Origin of the sequence: Verrucomicrobium sp. GAS474 (genome assembly GCF_900105685.1) — a bacterium.
Lineage (GTDB): Bacteria > Verrucomicrobiota > Verrucomicrobiia > Methylacidiphilales > GAS474 > GAS474.
This window is the reverse complement of record NZ_LT629781.1, coordinates 1,522,457-1,547,928: the sequence shown is the minus strand read 5'-3', so window position 1 is coordinate 1,547,928 and position 25,472 is coordinate 1,522,457. Positions and strand designations below refer to the sequence as shown.

The 25,472-nt window shown below is 67.5% G+C and carries 22 protein-coding genes; 11 read left to right on the top strand and 11 right to left on the bottom strand.

Going from position 1 to position 25,472, the window contains the following annotated elements; all coding sequences use genetic code 11:
• Positions 1-23 precede the first annotated feature (23 nt).
• The 5 genes from vccD to BLU04_RS06395 form a co-directional block, all read right to left on the bottom strand.
• A complete protein-coding gene (gene vccD, locus BLU04_RS06415; RefSeq protein WP_093283673.1) occupies positions 24-626 on the bottom strand; it encodes a Verru_Chthon cassette protein D in 603 nt (200 codons plus the stop codon).
• A 13-nt stretch (positions 627-639) separates the two neighbouring features.
• On the bottom strand, positions 640-1,635 hold the full coding sequence (locus BLU04_RS06410) for a prepilin-type N-terminal cleavage/methylation domain-containing protein (RefSeq protein ID WP_162274647.1): 996 nt from the start codon (positions 1,633-1,635) through the stop codon (positions 640-642).
• Complete coding sequence (vccB, locus tag BLU04_RS06405; protein ID WP_093283668.1) at positions 1,632-2,135, bottom strand: Verru_Chthon cassette protein B; 504 nt, start codon at positions 2,133-2,135, stop codon at positions 1,632-1,634. The genes BLU04_RS06410 and vccB overlap by 4 nt, the downstream gene beginning before the upstream one ends.
• Before the next feature lie 17 nt (positions 2,136-2,152).
• The gene (locus tag BLU04_RS06400) at positions 2,153-3,775 is read right to left on the bottom strand and encodes a hypothetical protein (RefSeq protein WP_157895165.1); all 1,623 of its coding nucleotides are present in this window, start codon (positions 3,773-3,775) and stop codon (positions 2,153-2,155) included.
• Between the two features lie 138 nt (positions 3,776-3,913).
• On the bottom strand, positions 3,914-4,831 hold the full coding sequence (locus BLU04_RS06395) for a PEP-CTERM sorting domain-containing protein (RefSeq protein ID WP_157895164.1): 918 nt from the start codon (positions 4,829-4,831) through the stop codon (positions 3,914-3,916).
• Between the two features lie 180 nt (positions 4,832-5,011).
• Here BLU04_RS06395 and BLU04_RS06390 point away from each other — a divergent pair, with 180 nt between their 5' ends.
• The 5 genes from BLU04_RS06390 to BLU04_RS06370 all read left to right on the top strand — a co-directional run bounded on the left by BLU04_RS06390 (position 5,012) and on the right by BLU04_RS06370 (position 12,131).
• Positions 5,012-6,022 carry an SGNH/GDSL hydrolase family protein gene (locus BLU04_RS06390; RefSeq protein ID WP_093283661.1) on the top strand — a complete coding sequence of 337 codons (1,011 nt, stop codon included), beginning with the start codon at positions 5,012-5,014 and terminating at the stop codon, positions 6,020-6,022.
• 145 nt (positions 6,023-6,167) lie between these two features.
• Positions 6,168-7,013: an IclR family transcriptional regulator gene (locus BLU04_RS06385; RefSeq protein ID WP_093283658.1), complete on the top strand. Its 846-nt coding sequence runs from the start codon at positions 6,168-6,170 to the stop codon at positions 7,011-7,013.
• Between the two features lie 34 nt (positions 7,014-7,047).
• A complete protein-coding gene (locus BLU04_RS06380; protein WP_093283656.1) occupies positions 7,048-9,489 on the top strand; it encodes a hypothetical protein in 2,442 nt (813 codons plus the stop codon).
• Positions 9,490-9,522: 33 nt separating this feature from the next.
• The gene (locus tag BLU04_RS06375) at positions 9,523-10,995 is read left to right on the top strand and encodes an L-fucose/L-arabinose isomerase family protein (RefSeq protein ID WP_093283653.1); all 1,473 of its coding nucleotides are present in this window, start codon (positions 9,523-9,525) and stop codon (positions 10,993-10,995) included.
• Positions 10,992-12,131, top strand: coding sequence for an SGNH/GDSL hydrolase family protein (locus tag BLU04_RS06370; RefSeq protein WP_093283651.1), 1,140 nt, complete (start codon positions 10,992-10,994; stop codon positions 12,129-12,131). The genes BLU04_RS06375 and BLU04_RS06370 overlap by 4 nt, the downstream gene beginning before the upstream one ends.
• 25 nt (positions 12,132-12,156) lie before the next feature.
• Here BLU04_RS06370 and BLU04_RS06365 read toward each other — a convergent pair whose 3' ends face one another.
• Positions 12,157-12,756, bottom strand: coding sequence for a hypothetical protein (locus BLU04_RS06365; RefSeq protein WP_093283648.1), 600 nt, complete (start codon positions 12,754-12,756; stop codon positions 12,157-12,159).
• Positions 12,753-15,296, bottom strand: a complete 2,544-nt coding sequence (locus BLU04_RS06360; protein WP_093283646.1) for an MFS transporter — start codon at positions 15,294-15,296, stop codon at positions 12,753-12,755. Before BLU04_RS06360 ends, BLU04_RS06365 begins: the two co-directional genes overlap by 4 nt.
• Before the next feature lie 330 nt (positions 15,297-15,626).
• On the opposite strand from BLU04_RS06360, the gene BLU04_RS06355 reads away from it, so the two are divergent.
• Positions 15,627-16,496, top strand: coding sequence for an IclR family transcriptional regulator (locus tag BLU04_RS06355; protein WP_093283643.1), 870 nt, complete (start codon positions 15,627-15,629; stop codon positions 16,494-16,496).
• Positions 16,497-16,600: 104 nt separating this feature from the next.
• Positions 16,601-18,025, top strand: coding sequence for an ADP-ribosylglycohydrolase family protein (locus BLU04_RS06350; protein WP_093283641.1), 1,425 nt, complete (start codon positions 16,601-16,603; stop codon positions 18,023-18,025).
• Positions 18,026-18,029: 4 nt separating this feature from the next.
• Here the strand turns inward: BLU04_RS06350 and BLU04_RS17150 are convergent, their stop codons facing one another.
• Positions 18,030-18,860 carry a helix-turn-helix domain-containing protein gene (locus tag BLU04_RS17150; protein ID WP_157895163.1) on the bottom strand — a complete coding sequence of 277 codons (831 nt, stop codon included), beginning with the start codon at positions 18,858-18,860 and terminating at the stop codon, positions 18,030-18,032.
• 149 nt (positions 18,861-19,009) lie between these two features.
• Between BLU04_RS17150 and BLU04_RS06340 the strand changes: the two genes are divergently transcribed.
• Genes BLU04_RS06340 through BLU04_RS16335 form a run of 3 tightly spaced genes read left to right on the top strand, consistent with a single transcriptional unit; the run spans position 19,010 to position 21,269 of the window.
• Positions 19,010-19,846 (top strand): TIM barrel protein, encoded by an 837-nt coding sequence (locus BLU04_RS06340; RefSeq protein WP_093283635.1) that lies wholly within the window; start codon positions 19,010-19,012, stop codon positions 19,844-19,846.
• Positions 19,847-19,872: 26 nt separating this feature from the next.
• On the top strand, positions 19,873-20,847 hold the full coding sequence (locus BLU04_RS06335; protein WP_093283634.1) for a zinc-binding dehydrogenase: 975 nt from the start codon (positions 19,873-19,875) through the stop codon (positions 20,845-20,847).
• A 23-nt stretch (positions 20,848-20,870) separates the two neighbouring features.
• The gene (locus BLU04_RS16335) at positions 20,871-21,269 is read left to right on the top strand and encodes a cupin domain-containing protein (RefSeq protein ID WP_157895162.1); all 399 of its coding nucleotides are present in this window, start codon (positions 20,871-20,873) and stop codon (positions 21,267-21,269) included.
• A gap of 93 nt (positions 21,270-21,362) precedes the next feature.
• On the opposite strand, the gene BLU04_RS06325 is transcribed toward BLU04_RS16335, so the two are convergent.
• Positions 21,363-22,535 carry a XylR family transcriptional regulator gene (locus tag BLU04_RS06325; protein WP_093283629.1) on the bottom strand — a complete coding sequence of 391 codons (1,173 nt, stop codon included), beginning with the start codon at positions 22,533-22,535 and terminating at the stop codon, positions 21,363-21,365.
• 74 nt (positions 22,536-22,609) lie between these two features.
• Between BLU04_RS06325 and BLU04_RS06320 the strand changes: the two genes are divergently transcribed.
• Positions 22,610-23,467, top strand: coding sequence for an MBL fold metallo-hydrolase (locus BLU04_RS06320; protein WP_093283626.1), 858 nt, complete (start codon positions 22,610-22,612; stop codon positions 23,465-23,467).
• Positions 23,468-23,499: 32 nt separating this feature from the next.
• Here BLU04_RS06320 and BLU04_RS06315 read toward each other — a convergent pair whose 3' ends face one another.
• Positions 23,500-24,153, bottom strand: coding sequence for a bifunctional 4-hydroxy-2-oxoglutarate aldolase/2-dehydro-3-deoxy-phosphogluconate aldolase (locus BLU04_RS06315; RefSeq protein WP_093288500.1), 654 nt, complete (start codon positions 24,151-24,153; stop codon positions 23,500-23,502).
• 122 nt (positions 24,154-24,275) lie between these two features.
• The gene (locus BLU04_RS06310) at positions 24,276-25,451 is read right to left on the bottom strand and encodes a Gfo/Idh/MocA family oxidoreductase (protein WP_093283624.1); all 1,176 of its coding nucleotides are present in this window, start codon (positions 25,449-25,451) and stop codon (positions 24,276-24,278) included.
• Between the last annotated feature and the right edge of the window lie 21 nt (positions 25,452-25,472).

Here is a 25,472-nt window from a genome sequence, read left to right as displayed (position 1 = left end):
ACTCATGGGTTGGGGGAGGCGCGTCAGGGCCGGTAAACCGCGATCTTCCCGCTGAGCGGGTTGACCTGGAGGGTGTAGTAATTCTTGGGAGGATCGCCCTGGGCGTTGCGGTCCTGCACGGTGAGGAAGTTGTTCGCGTCGGTCACGGCGACGCTCGTCGCGCCGCTGGGACGGAAGCGGAAGCCGCCGTAGCTGGCGGTGATCCGGGCCGGGAGGACGACCTGACCGGTGACCGCCGGATCGGCGGTGAGGAGGGGGGAGAGGCCCTCCTTCACGATGATGCCGTCGGGGAGGTATTGGATGTGCCGGAGCGGCGTGTAGGTGGTGCCGCTGTCGTCGGTGTCGACGCGCCACGCCTGGACCGCGGTCCAAGATCCCGAGATCCGGTAGAAGCGGACCTCGACCTCGCGGTTCGCCGTCATCGCCTCCTGGCGGGCGAGGGCGAGCTCGTTCCCGAGCACCTGGCCGCCCCGGCTCAGCGCGTTGCCGAGGAGGAGCGAGGGAAGCGCGGGAACGGCGAAGACGGCGACCACCGCGACGATCCCCATGACGACGAGGAGCTCGATGAGCGTGAAGCCGCGCCGGGGACGGGAGCCGGGGAGGGAGGGGGAAGAAAGGCGGTTCATCCGGTCCTTGCCCTTATTTGGTCCATTTCGATTCCCGCAGGGGGACCGCGCCGACGAAGACCTCGTAGTCGATGTGGGCGTTGTTGAGCCCGGCCTCGACGGCGGCGAGATCGGCGTCGTAGGAGGAGGCGCTCTGGAAGTGGCCGTGGAGGATCGAGGTGATCAGCGCCGGGGGCGTCGAGGTGCCGGTGTCGAGGCGCTTCGCCGACGACTCGCTGATCGCGATGAGGGTGACGAGGAGGACGGGAGGGAGCTGGTTCGAGGTGACGACCTGGGGGTAGGTCGCGCCGACCGTCGAATCGTAGAGGTAGTTCGGGGCGAGGTCGGGCGGGGTCGAGGCGGGGTCCTGCGGGCGGATGACGAGGGCGATCACGTTGTCGGCGACGGGAGTCGGCGTCGCCCCGACGCCGGTGTCGGTGAACCAGCCGTTGGCCTTCCCGAGGGCGGCGTAGGAATAGATCTTGTTCTGCTCCGTCGGGACGAGGTACTGCATGAGCCGATAGCGGTAGGGGGCCTTCGAGAGCGGGATGTAGCTGGGGATCCCCGGCTCCCGGCTGAAGCTGACGAAATAGCCGCAGCCGTTGAGGAGGGCGTCGAGGGAGGCGTAGGTCGAGGTGGCGGTGTAGCCGCCGGGGAACTGGAAGAAGACGCACTGGCCGCTCCCGGCGGTCCCGGGATTGCTCCCCGTCCCGGCGGGGCCGATGTAGAAGGCGAGGTCGGACTTGCGGATGTAGTACTTCGGCGCCGTCGCGCTGTCGTAGTCGAGGTAGGCGTTGAGGGTCGCCTGGCCGAGGTTCCGCGTGAGGAGGCCGAAGCTGTTCCGCGCCCCCTGGAATGACTCCATCTTGTCCGAGGCGTGCCGCCAGATCCGGCTCGACTGGTTGACGATCTGGAGGGTGAAGACGAGGAGGAAGGCGAGGATCGTCGTGGCGACGAGGATCTCGACGACAGTGAAGCCGCGGGAGCGGGGGAGGCGGGAAGGCGGGACGGGCTTCATGGGCGGACTCATTTCTCCGAGGAGGCGACCTGGATGAAGAAGACGTTCGTGACCTGCCCGACGCCGCCCGAGGTCGGGGCGATGGGGGAGTTGATCACCTGGATGCGGACCAGGCGGAGGTTCTGCGAGAGGGGGTTCGCCTTGTCGACCTGGTCCGAGCCGGGATAGATCGGATCGGTGACCGTCGTTGTGACCCAGTAGCGGGTTTTGCCCACCGCGTTGGTGAGGCTCCCGCCCTCGTCGTCGTAGTAGAACTTCGCGTTGTCGAACTTCGCCGCCAGCTTCGGGAACGGCGTCGTCTCGGCCGTCCCGACGAGCTGCTGGACGATCTGGCTCTGCACGGTCAGCGTCGTCGCCTGCCGCATCGTCTTCAGCCCGACCGGCATGAGGCCCATGACCGCGACGAAGCCGACCGAGACCACGCCGAGGGCGAGGACGACCTCGACCAGGCTGAAGGCGCTGGCTTTGGCCAGGAGGGCGGCGTTCCGGAGTCCGGCGGCGCGGGCGGGCATAGGATGGGCGGGGAGAATTACCTCTTTTTGAGCGTCAGCAGGGTTACCGAGCGGGCGGGGAGATCGAGCTTCCCGAGGGACTTCGTCTCGTCGGCGGGATAGACGCCGTCCTTCACCGTGATCGGCTGCTCGTCGGGCGTGTTCACCGAACTCATGCCCCCCGTCGAGGTGAGCTGGCACGAGTCGGCGATCGCGTAATCCTTGCCGAGGGAGAAGTCGGCGGTGCGGGGGCCGCCCCGGTTCGCGATGAAGAGCTGGAGCGTCCCGTCGGCCCGGCGGATGGCGGCGGTGTCGAACTGCAGGTCGGGCTTCCGGACGTCGGTGAGCGCCCCCTGCGCCTCGGACTGGACGACGTTCTCCCCCTCGATCTTCGAGAGGAGGCGGAAGAGCTCGGCGATGCCCGAGGTGTGGAGGCGCTCGGTCTTCCTCTGGCGGGAGATCATCCACCACGGCCCGGCGGAGAAGGCATGATAGGCGGCGGGGCCGACGTCGGGCCGGTTCAGCCACCGCCCGTAGATGAGGGAGGTGCCGAGGCAGCCGCCGAGGGAATGGGTCATGAACCACATCTTCTCCCACTTGCCGTCGGCGGGCATCGAGGGCCAGACGGCGTGCTCGGAGTTGTAGATCTTGATCTTCCCCTTGTACCCGGCGGCGTTGATGTCCTGCGAGATCTGGTCGAGGTAGCCGTCGATGGAACTCACGGGGAAGCCGTAGTAGTAGGGGTGGAAGGTGATGTAGGCGAGGTCGCCGCCCATCTCCTTGAGGATCGTCTGGTGCCAGTTCCGCCACGGCGGCTGGCCCTCGCCGGTCCCGCCCCAGGGGGCGGTGATCGCCCCCATGGCGAACTTCGCGTTCGGATCGACGGCCCGGATCAGGGGGATGACGGCCTTGGCCGCCTTGATGTAACGGTCGACGGTCCAATGGTTCGCGCCGCGGCCGAAGTCGATCTCGCTGCCGAGTTCCCAGATCGCGACGGGGACCGGATCGGGCATGCCGTACTCGGCCCGCTTCGCGGCCCAGTTCACCGCGCCGTCGGGCTTCGTCGCCTTGGCGTCGCCGACGAGGAACTCGGCGATGTCGCCCGTCTCCTCGGCGGGCTGGTGGAGGTTGACCGTGTAGCTGATGTGGGAATCGGGATCGACCTTGCGGAGCCAGGAAAACAACTCGACGGGGCCGAAGAGGAGGGGCTTTCCGGGCGACCACGGCCAGAGTTTCTGCCCCGGGCGGGACTCGACCGGGCCGATCGATTTCTTGAAGTCGATGACCTGGGAATCGGACCCGGCGACGCGGTTCAGCGGGAACTTGATCCCCTTCATGAGCATCTCGACCGGCGCGGGGTCGATCACCGGGTTCAGCGGCGAGATGAAGGAAGGCTGCGTCGCCTCCCAGTCGTAGTTGATGCCGAAGATTTCGCGGTCGAACGGCTTCACCACCCGCGTCTCGTCGACGACGATGCGGACGGGGAGCGGCTCCTCGGTCGGGACGGGGTCGCTGTTGACGACCTTCACCCCGTCATACTCGGTGCCGGGACCGGCCTTTTCCTCGGCCCACAGGAGCGAAGGGAAAGAGGAGACGCCCATGGCGGCAAGGGTGAGGAGGCAGAGCGGGAGGCGGCGGGACAACGAGAGGGATGGTATCATTGGCGAGGGGGGTTGGAAAATAAGTAAGTCTACGTTGGGAAGGCCGGGGGAACGGGAAACCCCCTCCGGCTTTCACCGGAGAGGGCGGGAGCCGAGAGGGACCTGGCTGCGAAGACCCCCGGTTCCCCTCCCCCTTTTTTAAGGGTAGGAAACCGTCTCCCAGGCGAGGCGACGATTCCGTCGGACAAGGGCAAGGAAGAAGAGGCCGCCGAGGGCGAGGAGGGCGTTGGTGGCCGGTTCGGGGACGGCGACGGCGGTCACGGTGACATTATCGATGGCAAAGGCGGCAGTGGAGTTGTTCCCGAAGCCGACGCCGTTCAGATAACCGGTCGTCGATTCGGCGGGATAAAAGGTGGCGGCCACCGAGGTCTGGGTCCCGCCCACCGCGCCCCAGGTCAACGTCGACGTCTTCGTGGTGAAATCGGTCGTCAGGGAGAAATTATAAGCATTCAGCGCCGTCCACGTATTCGTCGTGGTGTCATACGTGGAGGCCGCGATGCCAGTGGCCAACTGCACCCAGGCAGACCCATTGTAACTCTGGATATCGAGGAAGCCGGGGGAACCGGTCGTCTCGACTGTCCGGAAGGACTGGACCGCCGTGTTCGTGCCGTTCTGATAGACGTAGAAGCTCAGGCTCCGGTCGTTGTAGCTATTGCCCGAGCCGGGATCGGTCGCCGCAAAGACGAAGCTCAACTGGAACGACTGGACCGCCGTCCCGCCGGTATAATTGGGGGCGGAGATATAGGAAGTCCCCGAATATCCCTTCAGCGCCCCGGTCGTACTCATGAAGAGAGCCGAGAAGTAATCGGTCGATCCGCCGTTCTGGGCCGCCGTGAGAAGGCCCGGGGCCTGGACCGCCGCGCTCGACCACCCCGTCGGCGTGGCCGCGTGACTTCCATTGAGCGTCGGCCACAAATCGACCGAGCTTCCGCTAAAGAGATTTTGGGCCGAAAGAGGCTGGGCTCCCGCCAAAAAGAAGACCGCCGCGAAGAGGGCCAATCCGATACCGCAAACCTTGGAGAGAGAGGTGAAAAATCTATTTCGTTTTGTATTCATAAACACCTGTTTTTGCGTTGTTGGTATTGCAATTCTGGCGGATTTCACTCTTATTAAATCACGTAAAAGCCGATTTCGTCAAATGATATTTCTTGAAATTTGACCTGATAACTTGTATTTTGATAATTTAAATTCATTATATCTAAACAACAGTTTCCCACCTTCCCCCTTCCCTCTCTTATGGAAGTCATCCTCCCCCCCGATGATCCCCGGATCGCCTATTCGGACTTCGTCCGGTTGGAGCAGGCCGACGAGCCCCTCTCCCCCACCGGGAAGGCTGCCCGCTTCGACCGGATCCTCGACATGCCCGGGAAGGGATACCGCTGGGACAACCCCGGCACCCGGATCGGCTTCCGCACCGACGCCACGGCCATCGACGTCCTCCTCCATTCCAGCACCCGCCATGCGGCGACGGCGGCGCGCAACACCACCCTCCGCTACCGGATCGACGGACGGAGCGAGGCCGGCTGGACCTCCACCCCCCGCGAGCCCGGGGATACCGTCCTCCGCCTCACCTCCCCCGCGCCCGGCACGTTCCACGATTACGAGGTGATCCTTCCCTACGCCGATGCGGTCGAGTGCCACGGCCTCCGCCTCGCCCCCAGCAACGACGACAGCGAGCCCCGCCTCGAAACCCCTCCCGCGCGGCCCGCCTTCCGCTACGTCGCCTACGGCGACTCGGTCACTCACGGCTTCACCGCGAGCGAGGCCTCGCGCGGGTACGCCTTCCGCCTCGCCGAGATGAAGGGATGGCAACTCCTGAACATGGGCTTCGGCGGGCGCTCCTCGAACCCCTCCGACGCCGAGGCCCTCGGCTCCCTCGCGCCCGATCTCCTCACCGTCCTCATGGGGGTGAACGACTGGCAGAGCGGCATCCCCGTCGCCACCTACCGGATCCAGATGGACGCCTTCTTCTTCCTCCTCCGCAAGCACCTGCCGACCACGTCGATCTATCTCCTCACCCCCCTCTGGGTCGCCCCGAGCTGGAAACCGGAACACGCCGCCGTCCCCCTGGAGGCCTACCGCCAGGCCCTGCGCGATCTCGTCTCGACCCGCCGCGACCCTCACCTCCACCTCGTCGAAGGCCCCTCCCTGATCGATCCCGATCCCGCCCTCTTCGACCCCGTCGCCGTCCATCCGAACGATCAGGGCTTCGCCCAAATGGCAACGTGGCTGGCCGACATCATCTAGATGTGTTTATATTTGATAAAAACATAATCCTCCTTAAAAATCACAATCTCCAGTTTAAAAATGAAATTTCGATTTGATTTGTTTATCCAAAATGAGCAATAATAGCCATAACGTTTGTTTTTAATAAACACATCTCTTTTGCGCCATGCCCCTCGTCCTCACTCTCGATAAGAGCCTTTCCCTGCTGGAGGCGGTCGTCGCCCATCGGGACGGCATCGGGACGCGGGCCCTTGCGCAGGAACTCGACCTGAACGTCGCCACGGTCCACAATATCGCCCGGACCTTCTGCCATCGCGGCTACCTGCGCCAGGACAGCGGAACGAAGACCTTCTTCCCCGGCATGCGGCTGATGCTGCTCGGGCGGCAGCCTTCCTACCTCCAATCCCTCGCCGTCTCCGCCTCCCCCATCATCGAGAAGGTCGCGAAGAAACTGAACGAGAGCGTCATGCTGGCCTCCATCGATCACGGGCATATCCTGAACCTGAAGTACGTGCCGAGCCGCCAGGCCCTCCGCGTCCACGAGGCCGACGACATCAGCGACCACTCCTATTGCACCGCCGTCGGCAAGGTCCTCCTCGCCTCGCTCTCGAAGCCCGAGCTCGAGGCCTACCTGCGGAAGACCCCGCTCCAGCATTTCACCCCCCACACCCTCTCCACCCCCGAGGCGCTGAAGGAGGAGCTCCGCAAGATCGCCATCCAGGGATACGGCGAGACCCGCGACGAAGCGGCCGAGGGGGTCAGCGCCATCGCCGTCCCCGTCCGCGATCCGTGGAACGTGATCGTCGCCGGGATCGGGGCGAGCGCCCCGACCGTCCGCCTCCAGGACGCCGACCACTTCGAGACGACGCTCCGCGAACTCCGCGAGGCCGCCGCCCTCGTCGAAAAGCAGTGGACCGAGAACCGGCAGCCCGAGGGCAAGGGAAAGGGAAAGACCGCGCCCAAGGCGAAGGCCCCATCGAAGACGCCCGCGCCCCAGCAGGCCGCCGCCTGATCCCCTTCCCTCCTTTTCCTTTCTTTTCCGCCCCATGAAACGCCTCATCCTCGAAGTCAGCCTCAAGCCCTTCCGCGACCTCTCCGACGCCGGGATCGCCGCCACCGCCCGCGAGATCGTCCGCCAGTGGGGCTCCCTCATCCGCGACGCGGAGACCCTTTCCTTCATGCTCTGGACCGCCGAGGGGAGCGAGATCCTCGACTACAACGGCAAGGCCCACTGGGACGACGAGATCGACTGGGGCCGCTGGATCGGCATCGCCAACGGGCCGTGGCGGAAGGAGCCCCACCAGATCCTCCACACCTGGCGCTGGCCCTACTGCGAGAAGCCCGCGGTGCTGACCTACGAGCGCCTCGCCACCCTCGTCCGCATCGTGAAGGAGGAGGCCGGGAAGGCGACGGGGAAGCCGGTCACCATCGGCACCGTCTTCGATCCCGGCCCGGAGTTCGCCGAGTCGTCGTTCAAGTACGCGCGGCACAAGGAAATCAGCAGCGGCGCGACGATGGGCGAGGGGAAGTGGGTCAACTGCACCCGCCCCCTCTCGGGCGACACCCGGCCCTACGTCGGCTTCCCCGGCGGCATTCCCGACGGGACCCCCTTCGGCCTCTTCCTCGGGCGGCAGAGCCAGCATTTCCTCACCGACCTCGGCTTCGACTACATCTGGTTCTCGAACGGCTTCGCCTTCGCCCTCGCCGCCTGGAACGTGACGGGCGAGGTCTTCGACGGAAAGCACTTCGACACGACGAACGCCCCCCGCGTCCGCGAGACGATCCTCCAATTCTGGAAGGACTTCCGCAAGGAATGCCCCCTCTTCCCCATCGAGACGCGCGGCAGCAACCTCTCCACCGGGATGGACCTCTCCGCCCACGCCTCGCCCGTGCGGGACATCTACGAGGGCGGCTTCAACCTCACCGCCCCGGTCAATTCCCCGTGGGCCGCGCTGAACGGCGACTACGGCCTCGAGCTCATCGGCTGGCTCTCCCACATCGCCGAGCTGCCGGAGAACGCCTCGGGCCGCAGCGCCGTCCCCTTCCGCTTCTACATCCACGATCCCTGGTGGGCGAACAGCCCGTGGCTCGACCGCTACGGCCGGGAACCGAACGACATCTACCTCCCCCTCTCGGTCTGCCGCATCGACGGCGACGGCACCGTCACCCGGCCCGGGTCGGTCGCGATGCTGACGATCGACGACTCCTATGGGAACATGCCCGAGGTCGTCCCGAACGAGGTCACCCCCCACGTCCAGCAGGCGCTCCGCGACTTCCCCGACGCCCCCGGCCTCGTCACCTGGATCTATCCCTTCGACGAATACCACGAGTGGACCTTCGCGAAGGACGGCCGGCGGGTGAACGAGGTCTTCTTCGGCGACTGGTTCCTCCGCGCCGCCGTGAACCAGGGCTTCCCGCTGAACACCGCCGTCTCGACCGGAAACTTCGCCAAGGCGAAGGCGGCCAACCCCGCCCTCTTCGACGGGACCCTCCTCGTCTCCCCCGCGCCCGACGCCGGATCAGCCCTCGCCGGGCTCCTCGTGGCCCACCTGGAGAAAGGGGGCTCGGTCCTCCTCTACGGCCCCCTCCGTCACGCCGACCCCCTCCTCCTCGACCTCCTCGGCCTGAAATGCGGCGCGCCGCTCTCCGGCGTCCTCGACTTCCATACCACCCTCCCCGCCGATTCCCTTGGCGAAGGGGCCTTCGCCGGGAAGCTCCACCTCCGGGCGCTCACCTCGGGCGGCGGCGCCGAGGAACTCCTCCCCGCTTCGGCCGGGAGCGAGGTCCTCGCCGAGGTCGCGCGGGACGAGGAACGGCGGGCCTTCTCCCTCCTCCGCGCCCTTCCCGGCGGCGGGAAGCTCGGCTGGGTCCGCGGCGCCCTCGCCGAGGAGATCGATCCCCACCAGATGCTCCCCGTCCGCGACGACGCGCGGGAATGGTTCTCCAGCGAGCGGCTCATGCGCTCGATCCTCGAAAAATTCGGGACCGTCCTCCGGTTCAACAAGCCGTCACCCGAGACCGTCGATCCCCTCATCCTCGCCGCGCGGTGCCGCAACGGCTGGTTCTTCTCCGGCTTCTCTCCCTCGACGAACGTCCAGCTCCGGTGGCGCTTCCCCGAGGGGGTACCCGTCCCCGTCGGCTGCGACGTCCTGATGGAGAAGAACGACGGGAAGGGCCCGAACCTCGGCACGCTGAACCCCGCCCGCGCCTGGCACCGCGAGTGCCGCGTCTTCGTCGAGCAGAAGGAGGGGGGCGAGGTCGGCTGCCGGGAGAAATTCCAGGGCGCCGTCGACGTCCGCCGCCGCCTCCTCGTCACCGGGCTGAAGGACGCCACCGTCACCTTCCTCCACGACACCGACCTCGGCACCCCCGTCCGGTTCCAGGAAGAGCAGCCCTACCTCGGCATCGGGAAAGAAATCCCGGGCACCACGGCGGGCCACCGCACCGTCGCCCACCACGTCACCGGCCCCCTCCTCATTTCCTGGTAAAAAAAACCGAAAAATCCCTCAACCATCCATCCCATGCACGCCCCCTCCGCCGCCCCCCAGCAAGTCCAACGCATCAAGCCGCTCCGCGCCCGCGCCGGGCTCCTCGGCATCGGCCACCACGTCTACTGGAAACAGTTCGACGGCCTCCTCGACGAGCTCCACCGGAAGATCGCCCACGTGAAGGGCCGGATCGAGTCCCACGGCGTCGAGGTCGCCGAGTTCGGCATGCTCGACACCGCCCAGGCCGCCTACGACGCCGTCGCGAAGATCAAGGCCGCCGACATCGACGTCCTCTTCGTCGACATGGTCACCTACGGCACCTCCTCGACCTTCGGCATCCTCTGCCGCGAGATCAACGTCCCCATCGTCCTCGTCGCCATCCAGCCCCTCGCCGCGATGGACTACGCGAACGGCACCACCTTCATGCAGCTGGTGAACGACGATTTCTGCTCCGTCCCGGAGTTCACCGGCGTCGCCATCCGCTTCGGCCGCCGCCCCCCCGCCGTCATCCTCGGCCACGAGACGGGCGACCCCATCGTCGAGGCCGAGCTGAAGAGCTGGTGCGGCATCGCGAAGGTCATCCACAGCCTCCGCACCGCCCGGATCGGCCTCATGGGCCACGTCCTCGAGTCGATGCTCGACATGCACACCGACCCGACGGCGATCACCGCCGCCTTCGGCCCCCACGTCGTCCTCGTCGAGCCGGGCGACATCTTCAAGCACTACACGCAGCCCGACCCGAAGGCCGTCGACACGTGGAAGGCGAAGATCCTCGACTTCTTCGACACCCCCGACCCGAAGTCCGACCCCCTCACCGAGAAGCTGACCGAGAAGGACCTCGGGATCGCCGCCCGCGCCGCCGTGGCGCTGGAGGGCCTCATCGCCGAGAAGAAGCTCGACGGCCTCGCCTACTACTACGAGGGCGAGCCCGAGTCGGAACTCCGCACCCTCGTCACGAACCTCATCGTCGGCAACTCCCTCCTCACCGGCGGCGGTTTCCCGATGTGCGGCGAGTTCGACCTGAAGACCTGCATCGCGATGATGATCATGGACCGCCTCGACATCGGCGGCAGCTTCGCCGAGTTCCACCCCATCGACTTCACCCTCGACAGCGTCCTCGTCGGCCATGACGGCCCCCACCACATCAACATCGCGGCGAGCAAGCCGGTCATCCGCAGCCTGAAGAAGTACCACGGCAAGCCGGGCTCCGGCGCCGGGGTCGAGTTCCAGATCAAGGAAGGCCCGATCACGATGCTCAGCATCGGCCAGACCCGCGAGGGGAAGTTCAAGTTCGTCATCGCCGAGGGCGAGTCGGCCAAGCGGCCGATCCCGCCGACGGGGAACACGAACACCCACGGCATCTTCAAGCCCGACGTCCGCACCTTCCTCAAGCGGTGGGTCGCCGAGGGGCCGACGCACCACTTCGCCCTCGGGATCGGCCACCATGCCGCCGAGCTCGTCGAGATCGCCAAGATCCTCGACCTCGAGTACGCTGTGGTGGCATGACCCCCTCCGTTCCGCTCCGCTCCGCCCTCCCCGCCCAGCCCGTCGACGCCCTCCCCGTCGTCCGCCGCCGCCGTCCCCTCGCCGGGACGGCGCGCCACCTCGCCGGAGGGGCGCTGACGCTCGGCTTCCTCGGCGGCTCGATCACCGAGGACGGCGACTCGAACTGGCCCGGCCCGGTGGCGCGCTGGTTCGCCGCCGCCTTCCCCCGCGCCCGGATCGCGGCCGAGAACGCCGGAATGGGGGCGACGGGGAGCGATTCCGCCTGCCTCCGCGCCCGCGCCGAGATCATCGACCGGGGATGCCACCTCACCTTCGTCGAATACGCCGTGAACGACAACGGCACCGAGACCGAACGCCGCGCCCGGACCCGCGAGGGAGTGATCCGCCAGCTCCTCGCCGCGGGCCACGAAGTCGTCCTCGTCTACACCTACTGCCAGGGGATGTACGACGACATGCTCGCCGGGCGGATGCCGCCGACGGTCGCCGAGTTCGAGGCCCTCGCGGAACACTACGGCCTCAGCTCCGTCTGGGCCGGCCTCCACGCGCTGAACGAGGTCCGCTCCGGCGCGATGAAGTGGGGGGAATGGCTCCCCGACGGCCTCCATCCCGCCCATCGCGGCAGCTGGAGCTACGCCGAGGCGATCATCGGATTCCTGAAGGAGGAATTCGCCGCCGCCCCTGCCTCTGCCGCTTCGCCTTCGGCTCCGGCGGCTCTTCCCGCGCCGCTCTCCCCGCAGAACTGGGAGAGCGCCGTCCTCCTCCCCCTGGAATCGGTCGAGGCCGAGGGACCGTGGGTCCTCCGCCGCGTCCAGACCCGGCTCCACACCGGCCGGGTCCTCGAATCGCACACGCCGGGAGCCCGCCTCCGCTTCGCCTTCGAGGGCCGGGGCGTCGCCCTCGCCTTCGAGTACGGAAAGCGCTCCGCCGAGTTCGCCTACCGCGTCGACGGCGGCGAGTGGACGGCGACGAAGCGGGAACGTTACGACTGGGGAGGCGACTGCGGCATGGTCCAGCCCTACGTGATCGCCGACGACCTTCCTCCGGGCCGCCACACCTTCGAGCTCGAACTCCTCCACGGCAACCGCCCGGACTGCACCGGGACGGAACTCCGGCTCGGCCTGATCGGCATCCTGTGAGCCGAGAGGCTGGCAGGCCTAGGCTTTAGGACGATTCCCCGATGCGGGGGAGGGCGATCGGCCTGTTCGCCCAGTAGAAGAGGAAAGAGCCGACGAAGACCGTGAGCGCCCCGCCGAGGACGATCATGACGGGGGCGAACCACGTGCTGACGATCAGCGGGAAGACGACGGTTTCCGGGCAGGCCTTGTCGTACCAGACGAGGTCGCCCGTCGGCAGCCCCTCCTCGTCGATCAGGGCGTAGAGCGGCTTCAGCTGGCTTCCGACCGGCGCGCGGACCTCGACGACGACGCCCTCCCGGGTGCGGAAACGGAACGTGTTCCAGAACGTGTAGCTCCGGTCGCGGGGTTCGAGCTGTTTCGCGATCTCGGCATCGCTCCGCAGCACGCCGGGGGGGAGGCCCTCCTTTTCCTTGACCACCGCGACCGCCTCGGCCCGCGCCCGCCCGCCGAAGGCGAGGAGGCGGAGCGGGAGGACCAGCTGGCTGAAGCCGAAGCCCATGATGCAGAGGCCGACGGCGATCATCACCGCCTTCGACCGGGCATAGCCCGGCGTGTAGGTGCCGTAATCGCCCTCGGCCTCGGCCCGGGCCCGGACGGAAGGATTCATCGGGATCTCGTCGCTCATGCCTTTTCCTCCTCGACGCCCCGCTTGCGGACCAACCCCTTCCGCTCGACGTGGCAGAAGACGAAGACCATCGTGATGCCGATCACGCTCATCAGGAACATCCATAGGTAACCGCTCATGTAATCATACTGCATCGGCGCATAGCCCGACGCCAGCCGGGGCCGGACCAGGGTGATCCGCTGGGCCGCGGCGGCGACCTCCAGCTGGTCGTAGAACTGCCGCGCCTCGGCGGCGATTCCCGCCTTGGCCGCCCCGGCGGGCGGCAACTGCTCCAGCCGGGTGCCGACCGCCGCGTCGCCCGCGGTGGGAATCATGCCCTCGAGGGTCGGCGGCAGGACGACGGTGACGGCGAGGGTCTTCGGCTCCGCGCCGGGATCGATCCGGAGGTGGCCGATCCCGGAGGAACTCCGCAGGGTGCTCGCCATCGCGTCGAGCTTCCGCCGCGCGGTCGGGTTTTTCTGGAAGAGGGAGAAGAGGCCGTTCACGACCCGGTTGATCGGCGAGACGTAGGGATCGACCGGATTCTCGACGACCATCGCCTCGAACGAGAGAAGGGGCTCGCGCCAGGTGCCGAGGGGAGCGAGCGGGCCGCCTCCGGAGGGGAAGAGCGGGGAGCCCGCCCCCGCCGCCGTCCGCGCCACGGCCTCGGCGAGGGACGCGTCGCTCCCGCCGCCACTTCCGGCAGGGAAGCTGACGACCAGGGCGTAGCCGTTTTCCTCCTCCTTCGTCTCCTTCAATTTCAGCGGCCGGATGTCGATCAGGTCGGGGAAGGCCTGCCGGAGCGCCGCCGAGGCCTTCTCCAGCGCCTTCCCCTCGGGCCGCGCCGTCGTCGGCAGCTCGACCAGGACGGCCTCGCCGAGGGCGGCCCGCCGCAGCGATTCCCCGGGGGCGAGGATCCGTCCGCCGAGGACCTTCTCCACCTGCGCGTGGAACGCCTCGGAGCGGCGGGCCAGCTCGGCGTCGATCGCGGCGATCTCAGCGGTGATCTTCTCCCGCTCCTGCCGCTTGGCCGCGACTTCCTTCCCCAGCCGCCCGACGGCGGCGGGATCCCCCCGGCGGGTCGCCGAGGCGACCTTCGCGGCGAGGAGCTCTTCCGACGAGACGAGGAGCGACTGCTTCGAGCTGAGATCCTTCTTCCGCTCGCTCCGCTTCTCGCTCTCCTTGTCGTGGAGGCGGATCTCCCAGGTCCGTCCCCTCTCGGAGGCGGTGCCGTTGGCCTGCCACGCCTTCGCGTCGAGGTCCCGCGCCGGGGCCGCGCTGCCGTCGGAAGGGAGGACCCACGGGGCGGAGCGGAGCGCCGCGAGGAGGTCGGTCCGGCTCGTCTCCTCCCGGAGGACGACGCGGGTCATCTCCCCGGCGGGCGGGAGGAAGAGGGTGGCGTAGCCCCAGACGAAGAGGCCGACGCCGTTCAGCGTGATGATCCCGGTGAGCCGCCCGACCAGTCCCGACCCGGCGGCGAAGGTGCCCATCCGGTTCCGGCGGACGTAGTCGTAGACGAGGGGGACGTAGACCATCCCGGTGAGGAGGCCGACGATGCTTCCCGTCTCGCCGAAGAAGATGATCTCGACGAGGGAGGGATGCTTGTCCGGGAGGACGAAGTTGACGTAGCAGTAATAGCTGATGTTGATCGAGAGCGAGATGAAGATGAGGATCTTGTAGGCCTTCATCCGGTTCAGCTTGTCGGCGAAGACAGTGAGCAAGCCGATGATGAAGAGGTTGATCACGCCGCCGACGGCCATGTTGATCCCCATCTGCTGCTTCGTGTAGCCCCACTGGTCGATGTAGAGGAGGTTGCCGAGCGGCCCGAGGCCCGCGCCGAGCGAGGCGGCCCCGAGGACCAGGAGGTAGATGGGGCGGAGCTCCGCGGTGAAGACCCCGGTGAAGAAGTTCTTCGGGGTGAGCGGCTGCCCGCGCAGGGCGCTCTTCGGGTCGAGTTCCTTGATCCCGAGCGTGATCATGCAGAGCATCACGGCGATGAGGAGCGCCGCCGACCAGTAGAGCGCCTTCTCCCCCGCGAAGAGGCTGCCGCCCATGTAGCGGACGTCGTCGAAGCGGCCGAAGGCGATGAAATAGAAACTCATCCAGCCGAGGTTCGAGAACCACGAGACCATGCCGACCGCGCGGCCCCGCTCGTGGGGAGGGATGATCTCCTGCTTCAACGGGTCGAGCGCCGAATTGAGATCGGTGGAGAGGTTGTAGAAAAGGTAGACGACGAGGAGCGACCAGAAATTCGGCATCAGCGGCATCAGCACCAGCGAGGTGATGATCCCGGTCCACGAGATGATGATGAACGGCTTCCGCCGCCCGAAGCGGGTCCAGATCCGGTCGGAGACGAAGCCGACCGTCGGCGCGGTGACGACCGAGATGAAGCTCGGCATGCTGAGGATGAAGGTCAGTCCCGCCGGGTTCTCGATGAATTTCTTCAGCGAGAACAGGAAGGCGACGCCGACCACGCCCCAGTTGAACGAGAAGGCGGCCCAGGGAAGGACGGCGAAGAAAATCCAGCGGAACGGGATCTCCTTTTTGCAAGTGACGATCATGGCGGATTAACGGAACGGCAGGGGAGGGAGAAGGGACGTAGAAGGACGCCTAGCGCGGTCCGCCTCGGGAACAGATCGCCTCGAAACCACCTGCATCGCCTCTTTCGACCTCGAAAAACAACATATCGTTTCTATTTGATAAACAACCAAACGATACTCATCTCCTTTAAACAGGCAATCCAAATTACACAAAAAGCGATTTAAGAAGTTATTGTTATCATAATATAAACAATAAAAAATCGCGGGAAATTCCCCTTCCCGAAGCGATTTTTACCTGGTTTTAGGTTTTGTCATGTTTACGAAATCCGAACAGAATCAGGGGAATCCCTTATGCCCAGAGTCTTAAGCCTCGATAAGAGCCTCTCCGTCCTGGAGGCGATCTTCCATCACCACGACGGCATCGGCACCCGCGCCCTCGCCCAGCAGATGCAGCTGAACGTCGCCACGATCCACAACATCGCGCGGACCTTCTGCCTCCGGGGCTACCTCCGCCAGGACCCCGAGACGAAGGTCTTCTATCCCGGCATCCGCCTGATGCTCCTCGCCCGCCATCCCACGTACCTCCGCTCCCTGACCCTCTCCGCCTCCGGGATCGTCGAGGAGACGGCGCGGAAGCTGAACGAGAGCGTCCTGCTCGCCTCGATGGACCATGGCCGGGTGCTGAACCTGAAGTACGTCCCCAGCCGCCAGGCCCTCCGCGCCCAGGAATCGGAGGACATGAGCCTCCATTCCTACGCCACCGCCGTCGGCAAGATCCTCCTCGCCGCGACGACGAATCCCGAGCTCGACGCCTTCCTCCAGGAGACGAAGCTCCAGGCCTTCACCCCCCGGACCTTCTCCACCGTCGAGAGCCTGAAGGCCGAGCTGCGCCGCGTCCGCGAGGAGGGCCGCGCCCGGACCCGCGAGGAATTCTGCGCCGGGCTGAACGCCGGGGCCGTCCCCATCCGCGACCCGTGGGGATCGATCGTCGCCGCCATCGGGGCGAGCGCCCCCACCATCCGCCTCGAGACCGAGGAACAGTGGGAGGCCCTCTTCGCCGACCTGAGCCAGGCCGCATCGGCGATCGAGGCCCAGTGGCGCGAAGCCCAGCAGACCCAGCCCCGCAAGGCCGCCCGCCGGGGACGCGGCCCCGCCGCGAAGACCGCCGCAAAGGCCGCGCCGGAGTCCGGACCCGGCACGGGCGATTCCGATCCGGCGTGATTTTTCAGCGCAAAGGGAGACGCGATGCGTCGGTCGGTTTATTTGATGGACAAATAAAATTTGTGACCATTCAATAGACTCCCATCTCCACCCCTTCCCAAAAGATGATCTCCCTCGAATCGCGTTCCTACGGCGGCTGGCTCGGCAAATCGATCGGCGGCACCCTCGGCCTTCCCGCCGAGGGGAAGACCGAGCGGCAGCACTACCGCTTCTACGATCCCGTCCCGACCGTCGCCCCGCCGAACGACGACCTGGAACTCCAGCTCGTCTGGCTCGACCGGATGGAGAACCATCGCGGACCGCTGACCATCGAGACCATCGCCGACGCCTGGCTCTCCCACATCCACTACATGTGGGACGAGTACGGCCGCTGCCGCTGGAACCTCCGCCGGGGCGTCCCCGCCGCCCTCGCCGGGGTCTACGAGAATCCCTTCGCCTCCGGCATGGGCTCCCCGATCCGCAGCGAGGTCTGGGCCATCGTCGCCGCCGGGAAGCCCGACCTCGCCGAGGCCTTCGCCCGGCTCGACTCGATGATCGACCACGGGGCCGAGGGCGTCGCGGGCGAGGTCTTCATCGCCGTCCTCCAGTCCCTCCTCCTCGACGGCGTCGGCCTCGACGAGGGGATCGAGGAGGCGCTGAAGCGGGTCGATCCCGCCACCGAGACCCGCCAGGCCTTCGACCTCCTCTTCCACCTCCACCGCCAGGGCGTCGAGTGCTGGACGGCGCGGGAGCGGCTCCTCGCCGCCCATCACAGCGACAACTTCACCCACGCCCCGCTCAACGTCGCCCTCACCTTCTGGGCGCTCCTCTACGGCGCGGGCGACTTCGAGGCGACGGTCCTCCTCGGCGTCAACGGCGGATACGACACCGACTGCACCGCCGCCACCGCCGGGGCAATCCTCGGCATGCTCCACGGGGCGGAGCGGCTCCCGCAGAAATGGATCGCCCCGATCGGCGATTCGGTCGAGGTCGGCGCGGGCATCGTCGGCATCCGCGCGCCGCAGAGCCTCCAGGAACTGACCGCCCGGAGCCTCGCCCTCCGCTCCCGCGCGGAGGAGCTCGCCCCCCGGTTCCCCTCGGCCCCGACGGCGCTCCCCTCCCTCGCCTCGCTCCCCGGCACCGTCTCCTTCACCGGCGGGAACGCCCTCGTCCCCTGGGCGAACGGCGAGCTGCCGGGCGAGATCAAGGCCAACGGCGGCGGCACGATCGAATGGAAGCCCGGGGCCGACCTCGGCAAGCCGTTCCGCCTCGTCGCCCTCGCCCGTTCCGGCTGCCGCCTCCGCGTCGACGGAAAGGTCGTCGTCGATTGCCCCGCCGGGGTCCCCTACGTCCCCGCGACCCACCGTTCCGCCGAGGGCAGCTTCGCCACCTTCGTCCCGACACAGGCCTCCCACGAGGTGAAGATCGAGCTCAACGCGGCGAATCCCTTCCAGGAGGCGACCCTCCTCCTCGCCGACGCCTCCCTCCACATCGCGCCGTGGAGTGGGGAGATCCTGGCGTTCCGCGCCACGCTCCCCGCGGCGTTCTAGAGCCCTACTCCCGCTGCCGGTGGGTCGTCCGGTAGCGGGAAGGAGTGATCCCGAAGCGGGTCTTGAAGACCCGGCTGAAGTGGAACTGGTTGACGAAGCCGGTCTCCTCGGCCACGGCGGCGATGCTCGGCGCGTCGGCGAGGAGCCGCTGCCGGGCCAGCGCCAGCCGCGCCTGCTGGACGTAGGCCATCGGGGAGAGCCCCATCGCCTCCTTGAAAGCGGCGAGGAAGCGGGAGGGGGAGAGCGAGACCGTCCGCGCCAGTCCCGCCACCGTGAGCGGCTCCGCCAGGTGATTCCGGACATACTCGAACACCGGGCGGAAGCGGGAGACCCGCAGCAGCCGGTCCTGCGCGTCGCGCCAATCGCCCCGGGCCGCGAACGCCTCGCCGAGTTCCCGCAGGATCTTGAAGGCGAGCTCCTGCCGATGGAGCGCCTCCCACAGCGCCCCCCCGCCCGCCGCCGCCATCACCTGGTTCGTCCGCAACCCCAGGAGCCGGGCGGGGGAGCCCTGCAGCAGCGCCGGGAGGGCGAGCAGCTCGGTGACGTCGACGGTCCCGTGGAGCGTCGCCCGCAGGTGGAGCCAGCGGCCGAGGAAATGGCCCTTCCGCCCCCAATGGTGAACGAAGGTCACCGGGGCGTTCGGCGGGATGAAGAGAATCTCCCCCGCCGTGGCCCGGACCGTCTTCCCGCCGACGGTCGCCTCGTACGCGCCCTGAGTCGCCTCGGCGAAGATCGCGAAGGGGACGATCTTCCGGTGGGACCAGCCGTCGGGCCAGTTCGCGCCGCCCCGGCCCGCTTCCAGGTATTCGATGCGGATGCCGTCGAGGTCGATCATTTCGGGGTGGCGCCGGAAAGGGAACGAAAGGGGACTTGAAGAGGCGCAGTTGTTTTGGATATATCTATAATCGAACCAGGCATGGCCGAAAAGGAGAAAAGGCCCCATCCTCGACCGATGCAAATCCTTCCCTTTTCGAACGGAGTCCCATGCGCCTGAGCGGCCCCAATAGCGGCAGCCCCTCCAATCCCGCCGAGTGGATCGCCAACGTGAAGAACGCGGGCTACGGCGGGGCGAACCTCCCCCTGAACCACGAGGTCTCCGACGCGGTCCTCGCCACCTTCCTCGAGGCGGCCAAGGCAGCCGACATCGTCGTCGCCGAGGTCGGCGCCTGGTCGAACCCGATCGACGCCGATCCCGCGAAGGCCAAGGCGGCGCTCGACAAGTGCAAGACCCAGCTCGCCTTCGCGGAGCGGAGCGGGGCGCGCTGCTGCGTCAACATCGTCGGCTCCCGGAACCCCGAGAAGTGGGACGGCCCCCATCCCGAGAACTTCTCCGACGAGACGTTCGAGATGGTCGTCCAGACGACGCGGGAGATCATCGACGCGGTGAAGCCGAAGCGGACCTTCTACTGCCTCGAGACGATGCCGTGGATCTTCCCCTCCTCGCCCGACGAGTACCTCGCCCTGATCAAGGCGGTCGACCGGCCCGCGATGGGAGTCCACCTCGATCCCGTGAACATGATCAACACCCCGGCCCGCTACTACCGCAACGGCGACTTCATCCGGGACTGCTTCGCGAAGCTCGGGCCCTACATCAAGAGCTGCCACGCGAAGGACATCATCCTGCGGGAGAACCTCACGGTCCACCTCGACGAATGCCGCCCCGGCACCGGCTTCCTCGACTTCGGCGCCTACCTGCGCGAGCTCGACAAGCTCGACCCCGACATCCCCCTCTACATGGAACACCTCCCGATGGAGGAATACCCGATCGCCGCCGACTACATCCGTTCCGTCGCGAAGAAGAACGGCCTCCGGTTCAAGTAACCCCACCCCACCCGACCCACGATCCCATGAAACAAGTTGCCTTCACCGCCCACCGCCAAGCCGAAGTCGTCGACCTCCCCGACCTGACCGATCCCCTCAACCCCGGCGACATCCGGGGCCGTACGGTGATCTCCCTCACCAGCCCCGGCACCGAGCTGAACTGGGGCTTCCTCGGCAAGGAACACTTCCCCGGCTATCCCGGCTACGCCTCGGTCTTCCGGGTCGACGAGGTCGCCTCCGACGTCACCGACATCGCCCCCGGCACCCTCGTCTACGCCTCGGGCCGCCACCGGGACACCCAGCAGGTCCGGCGCGCCGACGCCGTCCCCCTCCCCGCCGGCCTCGCCCCCGAGGCCGCCGTCTTCGCCCGGCTGATGGGCGTCAGCATGAGCACCCTCACCACCACCACGGCCCGGCCTCCCGCCCGCGTCCTGATCACCGGCCTCGGCCCGGTCGGGAACCTCGCGGCGCAGATCTTCTCGACCTGCGGTTACCGCGTCACCGCCGTCGACCCCGTGGAAAGCCGCCGCGAGAGCGCGCGGAAGATGGGCCTCGCCGACGTCCGCCCCTCGCTCGAAGCCACGGGGGGCGCCCCCGAAATCGTCGGCCAGATCGCCCTCCACGTCGAGTGCAGCGGCCACGAGCAGGCCGTCCTCGACGGCTGCAAGGCGGTCGGCAAGCGGGGCGAGGTCGTCATGGTCGGCGTCCCCTGGCGGAAGCGGACCGACCTCGCCGCCTTCGACATCCTCCACGCCGTCTTCCACAAGTACGCCGTCCTCCGCAGCGGCTGGGAATGGGAAGTCCCGGGCCACCCGACCGACTTCCGCCCGAACTCCCTCATCGAGAACTACCGCGCCGCGATCGAGTGGATCGCCTCCGGCCGGATCAACCTCGAAGGGATGGCCTCCTGCTACGCCCCCTCCGAGGCGCAGAAAGTCTACAGCGGCCTCCTCGACCAAAGCCTCCCCACCCCCGCCGCGCTCTTCGACTGGCGCAGCTAGTCCTCCGACACCCCTTCGCCGCCATGAGCACCCGCCCTGCCCCCTCTCCATCGACCACCCTCTTCATCGAAGACCGGGAGATCGCGGCGAAGGCGTTCGGCGAATGCCATGGCGGCGTCGGCACCGTCACCTGCCGCGACCTGATCGAGAAGCTCCCCGCCAAGCACTTCATCCGCTACATCCACGACGACATCCTCCCGCCCGGCACCTCGATCGGCTACCATCAGCATCCGAGCGAGACGCCGTTCGAGGAATGGTATTACGTCCTCTCCGGCCACGGCGTGATGACCCTCGACGGGAAGGACTATCCGATGGGGCCGGGCGACGTCAGCGGCTGCTTCGCCAACGGCTTCCACGGGCTGAAGAACACGGGGACCGAGGATCTCCGGCTTCTGGTGATCGCGGCGCGACCGATCGGCTAGGCTGAGAAGATTGGGAAGGGGTCGCGAAGGGGCGGTTTGTCCGCTTGGGAGGAACTACGCTTCCAAAGGCTGGGGAAACCGGAAGAGCTTTCCTCACCCCATCCGCCGCCGAAATTCCCCCGGGGTCATGCCCGAGCGTTTCTTGAAGAAGCGGACGAGGTACTCGTGGTACTGGATGCCGACCAGTTCGGCGATCTGCGGCAGGGTGTAGTTCGTCTCCAGCAGGAGATGGCGGGTGCGGCGGTAGCGGATCTCCTGGATCTCCTCCAGCGGGGTCCGGCCGATCACCTTCACGAATTTCATCTCGAGCGCCCGCCGGGACATCCCGGCGACGCGGGCCATGTCGTTGACGCCGATCCCCTTCCCGCCCGCCTCGCGGACGAACCGGATCGCCTTGGCGAGGCCCGGATCGTCGACCATCAGGACGTCGGACGATTGCCGCGTGACGACGTCGCCCGGCTCGATGAAGTAATTCTTCGCCGCGCACGCCTCGCCCCGCATCATCCGGTCGAGGGCCGCCGCCGCCTCGAAGCCGATTTTCTGGACGTTCTGGTCGAGGCTGGAGAGCGGCGGGGCCGAGATCTCGCAGAGGACCGGGTCGTTGTCGACGCTGACCACGGCGACGTCGTCGGGGACCCGGATCCCCGCGCGGCGGCAGGCGTCGAGGACGAGGAGTCCCTGGGCGTCGTGGCTCGTCATGATGCCGACCGGCTTCGGCAGCTGCCGCAGCCAGGTGACGAGCTCGCCCTCCTGGTGCTCCCAGTTCATCCCCGCCTCGGTCGAGAGGAGGCGGATGGCGGGCGCGGGCATCCCCTCCTTCTGGAGGACCTGGACGAAGGCGGCGCGGCGGATCTCCTCCCATCCCCGGTCCCCCGGGATCGTCATGTAGGCGAAGCGGCGGACGCCGCGCTCGATGAAGTGGCGGGCGACGCGGTTCGCGATCGCCACCTGGTCGGGAAAGAAGGAGGGGAACTCGGGCTTCGGAACGAGGTGGCGGAGGCTGACGACGGGGATGCCCCGCTTCTGGGCGCGGCGGCAGAGCTTCAGGTCGAAGCTCCGCGTGATGATGCCGTCGCCCTTCCAGTTCGCCAGCCAGCCGGGATCGGGATCGTTCTGCCCCCGCTCGACGGCGTAGATCGACCAACCGCCGTGAAGGCGGGCATAGGTGCTGATGCCGAGGAGGCTCTCGCGGCCGTAGAACTTCGACGTCTCGATCAGGAGCGCGACGTGCGGCGTGCGGGAAAGGACTGGCGGGCGGCGGGCCATTAGCGCAAAAGTGTAATAAGTTTGCGATTTATCTCAATGCCATTCGGACCGCCCCGGCCCATCCTCAGGCCCTCATGATCATCCCCGCCCTCCAGGACGACGCCCTCCTTGCCGACATCGCTTCCGCCCCGGGGGAGGAGTCCCATCTCTGGTGGCTGGGACAGAGCGGCTACCTCGTCAAGAGCGGCGGCGTCCATCTGCTGGTCGATCCCTACCTCTCCGATTCGCTGACGCGGAAGTACGCGGGAACCGACAAGGAGCACGTCCGCATGACCGAACGGTGCCTCGCTCCCGAAGCCCTCGCCTCCCTCTCCCCCATCGTCTTCTCGAGCCACGCCCACACCGACCACCTCGATCCCGAGACCCTCGTTCCCCTGGCCCACGCCATGGCGGCGCGCGGGGAGACGATGAAGCTGGTCCTCTCGCCCGCGAACATCCTCATCGCCAAGGGCAAGCTCGGAGAGGCCCCCGTCGATTATCTTCCCCTCGACGCGGGCGGCGCGATCCGCCTCGGCAAGGCCGGCGAAATCACCGTCGAGGCGATCGCCTCGGCCCATCCCGACCTCGCGCGGAACAACGCGGGGGAGCATCTCTACCTCGGCTTCGTCTTCCGGCTCGGCAAGCGGACGCTCTACCACAGCGGCGACACCCTCTGGCACGCGGGTCTGAGCGAGGCCCTTCTCGCCGCCCGTCCCGACACCGTCCTCCTCCCGATCAACGGGAACGAGCCGGCGCGCGGCGTCGCGGGGAACCTCAACGGGATCGAGGCAGCGGCCCTCGCCCGGGCCTGCGGCGCGGCCCTCGCGATCCCCCACCACTACGACATGTTCACCTTCAACACGGCGCTGCCCGACGAATTCGCCGCGACGTGCCGCCGCCTGGGCCAGCCGTTCCTCCTCCCCCGCTGCGGGGAACGAATCACCCTTCGCTGAGACGAGAGGGCGGCCGTCCGGGGGGAGGGGCTTCATTTCAATTCCTGCCGGGCGGTCCGGACCGCGGCGACGTAGGCGGCGGCGGTCTCGCTCAGGGTCTTCCAATCCTTCCTGGCGAGGACTTCCTTCGAGACCAGGTTGCTCCCGACCGCGAGGGCGGCACACCCGGCGGCGAGGAACTCCTTCACCGTCTTCAGGTTCACCCCGCCCGTCGGGATGATCCGCAGCTGGGGGAGCGGGGCCTTGAGGGCCTTGATGTAACCGGGCCCGACGCTGTCGGCCGGGAAGATCTTCACGAAATCGCTCCCCGCCTCCCACGCGTCGAGGGCCTCGGTCGGCGTGTAGGCGCCCGAGGCGATCGGCCTCCCGTGGCGGCGGCAGGCGGCGACGACCTTCGGACGGAAGACCGGCGTGACGACGAAGAGGGCCCCCGCGTAGATCGCCCGCTCGGCGCTCTCGACGTCGGTCACCGAGCCGATTCCGATCAGGACGCGATCGCCGAAGCGGCGGGAGATCTCGGCGACCGCGCCGAGGGCCCCGGGCGTCGTCATCGTCAGCTCGATCGCGTCGATCCCGCCCTCGAGGAGAGCGGCCGCCGCGTCGGCCACCCCCTCGGAGCTGTCGGCCCGGATGATGGCGACGAGGCCGGGATCGAGGAGACGCTGGAGGATCTGTTCTTTGTTCATGGCGGGAGAGGAGGAGGGGGCGCTGGGAGTCATGGGACGGTTCGGAAAAGACCCTTATCCCAAAGGAGCCTCCGGCTCCGCATGGTTGAAATGCGTCATAAAATGATACAAATGCGTCGCCGTCATTTTCCCGCGCCGGTCTCGACGGCGCGCCCCTCGGCGGCCGACTTCAGGCCGGCCTCGAGGACGCGGATGCATTTCACCCCGTCGGAGAAATCGGGATCGATCGGCAGGTCGCGGGCGACGGCCTGGGCGAAGTCGGCCGCGGCGTGGGCGAAGCCGTGCTCGTAGCCGATGATGTGGCCGGGGGGCCACCAGTTCGCGATGTAGGGATGGGAGGCCTCGGTCGCCAGGATCGTGCGGAAGCCCTGGGCGTGCCCGGGGTCGCGGCGGGAGAAATACTGGAGCTCGTTCATCCGCTCGAGGTCGAAGGCGAGGCTTCCCTCGCTGCCGTAGATCTCGAAGGCGTTGCGGTTCTTCCGCCCCGGCGCGAAGCGGGTCGCCTCGAAGGAACCGACCGCGCCGGAGGCGAACTCGGCCATCATCAGCGAGGCGTCCTCGACGGTCACCTTGCCCATCTCGACCGGACCGGCGCCGGTCCCCGCGCTGAAGGTCGCCGCCCCCGCGCCCGGCAGGGGCCGCTCGTCGATGAAGCGGGTGGTGAGGCACGAGACGCGCCGGATGTCGCCGACGAGGTAGTGGGCGAGGTCGACGCTGTGGGAATTGAGGTCGCCGTGCGGCCCCGAGCCCGCCGTCTCCTTCTTCAAGTGCCACGTGAGAGGGAAGGCGGGATCGACGATCCAGTCCTGCTGGTAGGAGCCGCGCCAATGGAAGATGCGCCCGATCCGTCCCTCGTCGATGAGCTGGCGGGCGAGGCGGACGGCGGGGCAGCGGCGGTAGTTGTGGTTGACGTAATGCTTCACCCCGGCCTTCCGGGCGGCGGCGAGCATCTCCTCCGCGTCGGAGAGGGAGAGGGCCATCGGCTTCTCGCAGAAGAGATGCTTCCCGGCGCGGGCGGCGGCGACCGCCACGTCGTGATGGAGGTGCTGCGGGAGCGAAATGTCGACGACGTCGACGTCGTCCCGCTCGACGGCCTTCCGCCAGTCGGTCTCGACGTGCTTCCAGCCCCAGCGGTCGGCGAAGGCGCGGACGGCAGCCTCGTCCCGGCCGCAGGCGACCTGGAGGACCGGCTCGACGTCGAGGTCGAAGAACCGGCGGGCCTGGAGCCAGCCGTTCGAGTGGGCCTTGCCCATGAAGTTGTAGCCGATGATGGCGATGCGGAGCGGTTTTTTGCTCATGACAGGGATGGGTTGATTTGG

Excerpts from the sequence above, each read along its gene's own strand:
- BLU04_RS17150 (WP_157895163.1), bottom strand. The coding sequence starts at position 18,860 with ATGATCGACCTCGACGGCATCCGCATCGAATACCTGGAAGCGGGCCGG.
- BLU04_RS06390 (WP_093283661.1), top strand. The coding sequence starts at position 5,012 with ATGGAAGTCATCCTCCCCCCCGATGATCCCCGGATCGCCTATTCGGAC.
- BLU04_RS06365 (WP_093283648.1), bottom strand. The coding sequence starts at position 12,756 with ATGAGCGACGAGATCCCGATGAATCCTTCCGTCCGGGCCCGGGCCGAG.
- BLU04_RS06385 (WP_093283658.1), top strand. The coding sequence starts at position 6,168 with ATGCCCCTCGTCCTCACTCTCGATAAGAGCCTTTCCCTGCTGGAGGCG.
- BLU04_RS16335 (WP_157895162.1), top strand. The coding sequence starts at position 20,871 with ATGAGCACCCGCCCTGCCCCCTCTCCATCGACCACCCTCTTCATCGAA.
- BLU04_RS06360 (WP_093283646.1), bottom strand. The coding sequence starts at position 15,296 with ATGATCGTCACTTGCAAAAAGGAGATCCCGTTCCGCTGGATTTTCTTC.
- BLU04_RS06340 (WP_093283635.1), top strand. The coding sequence starts at position 19,010 with ATGCGCCTGAGCGGCCCCAATAGCGGCAGCCCCTCCAATCCCGCCGAG.
- vccD (WP_093283673.1), bottom strand. The coding sequence starts at position 626 with ATGAACCGCCTTTCTTCCCCCTCCCTCCCCGGCTCCCGTCCCCGGCGC.
- BLU04_RS06400 (WP_157895165.1), bottom strand. The coding sequence starts at position 3,775 with ATGATACCATCCCTCTCGTTGTCCCGCCGCCTCCCGCTCTGCCTCCTC.
- BLU04_RS06320 (WP_093283626.1), top strand. The coding sequence starts at position 22,610 with ATGATCATCCCCGCCCTCCAGGACGACGCCCTCCTTGCCGACATCGCT.
- BLU04_RS06350 (WP_093283641.1), top strand. The coding sequence starts at position 16,601 with ATGATCTCCCTCGAATCGCGTTCCTACGGCGGCTGGCTCGGCAAATCG.
- BLU04_RS06315 (WP_093288500.1), bottom strand. The coding sequence starts at position 24,153 with ATGAACAAAGAACAGATCCTCCAGCGTCTCCTCGATCCCGGCCTCGTC.
- BLU04_RS06395 (WP_157895164.1), bottom strand. The coding sequence starts at position 4,831 with ATGAATACAAAACGAAATAGATTTTTCACCTCTCTCTCCAAGGTTTGC.
- BLU04_RS06310 (WP_093283624.1), bottom strand. The coding sequence starts at position 25,451 with ATGAGCAAAAAACCGCTCCGCATCGCCATCATCGGCTACAACTTCATG.
- BLU04_RS06335 (WP_093283634.1), top strand. The coding sequence starts at position 19,873 with ATGAAACAAGTTGCCTTCACCGCCCACCGCCAAGCCGAAGTCGTCGAC.
- BLU04_RS06380 (WP_093283656.1), top strand. The coding sequence starts at position 7,048 with ATGAAACGCCTCATCCTCGAAGTCAGCCTCAAGCCCTTCCGCGACCTC.
- BLU04_RS06355 (WP_093283643.1), top strand. The coding sequence starts at position 15,627 with ATGCCCAGAGTCTTAAGCCTCGATAAGAGCCTCTCCGTCCTGGAGGCG.
- vccB (WP_093283668.1), bottom strand. The coding sequence starts at position 2,135 with ATGCCCGCCCGCGCCGCCGGACTCCGGAACGCCGCCCTCCTGGCCAAA.
- BLU04_RS06375 (WP_093283653.1), top strand. The coding sequence starts at position 9,523 with ATGCACGCCCCCTCCGCCGCCCCCCAGCAAGTCCAACGCATCAAGCCG.
- BLU04_RS06410 (WP_162274647.1), bottom strand. The coding sequence starts at position 1,635 with ATGAGTCCGCCCATGAAGCCCGTCCCGCCTTCCCGCCTCCCCCGCTCC.
- BLU04_RS06325 (WP_093283629.1), bottom strand. The coding sequence starts at position 22,535 with ATGGCCCGCCGCCCGCCAGTCCTTTCCCGCACGCCGCACGTCGCGCTC.
- BLU04_RS06370 (WP_093283651.1), top strand. The coding sequence starts at position 10,992 with ATGACCCCCTCCGTTCCGCTCCGCTCCGCCCTCCCCGCCCAGCCCGTC.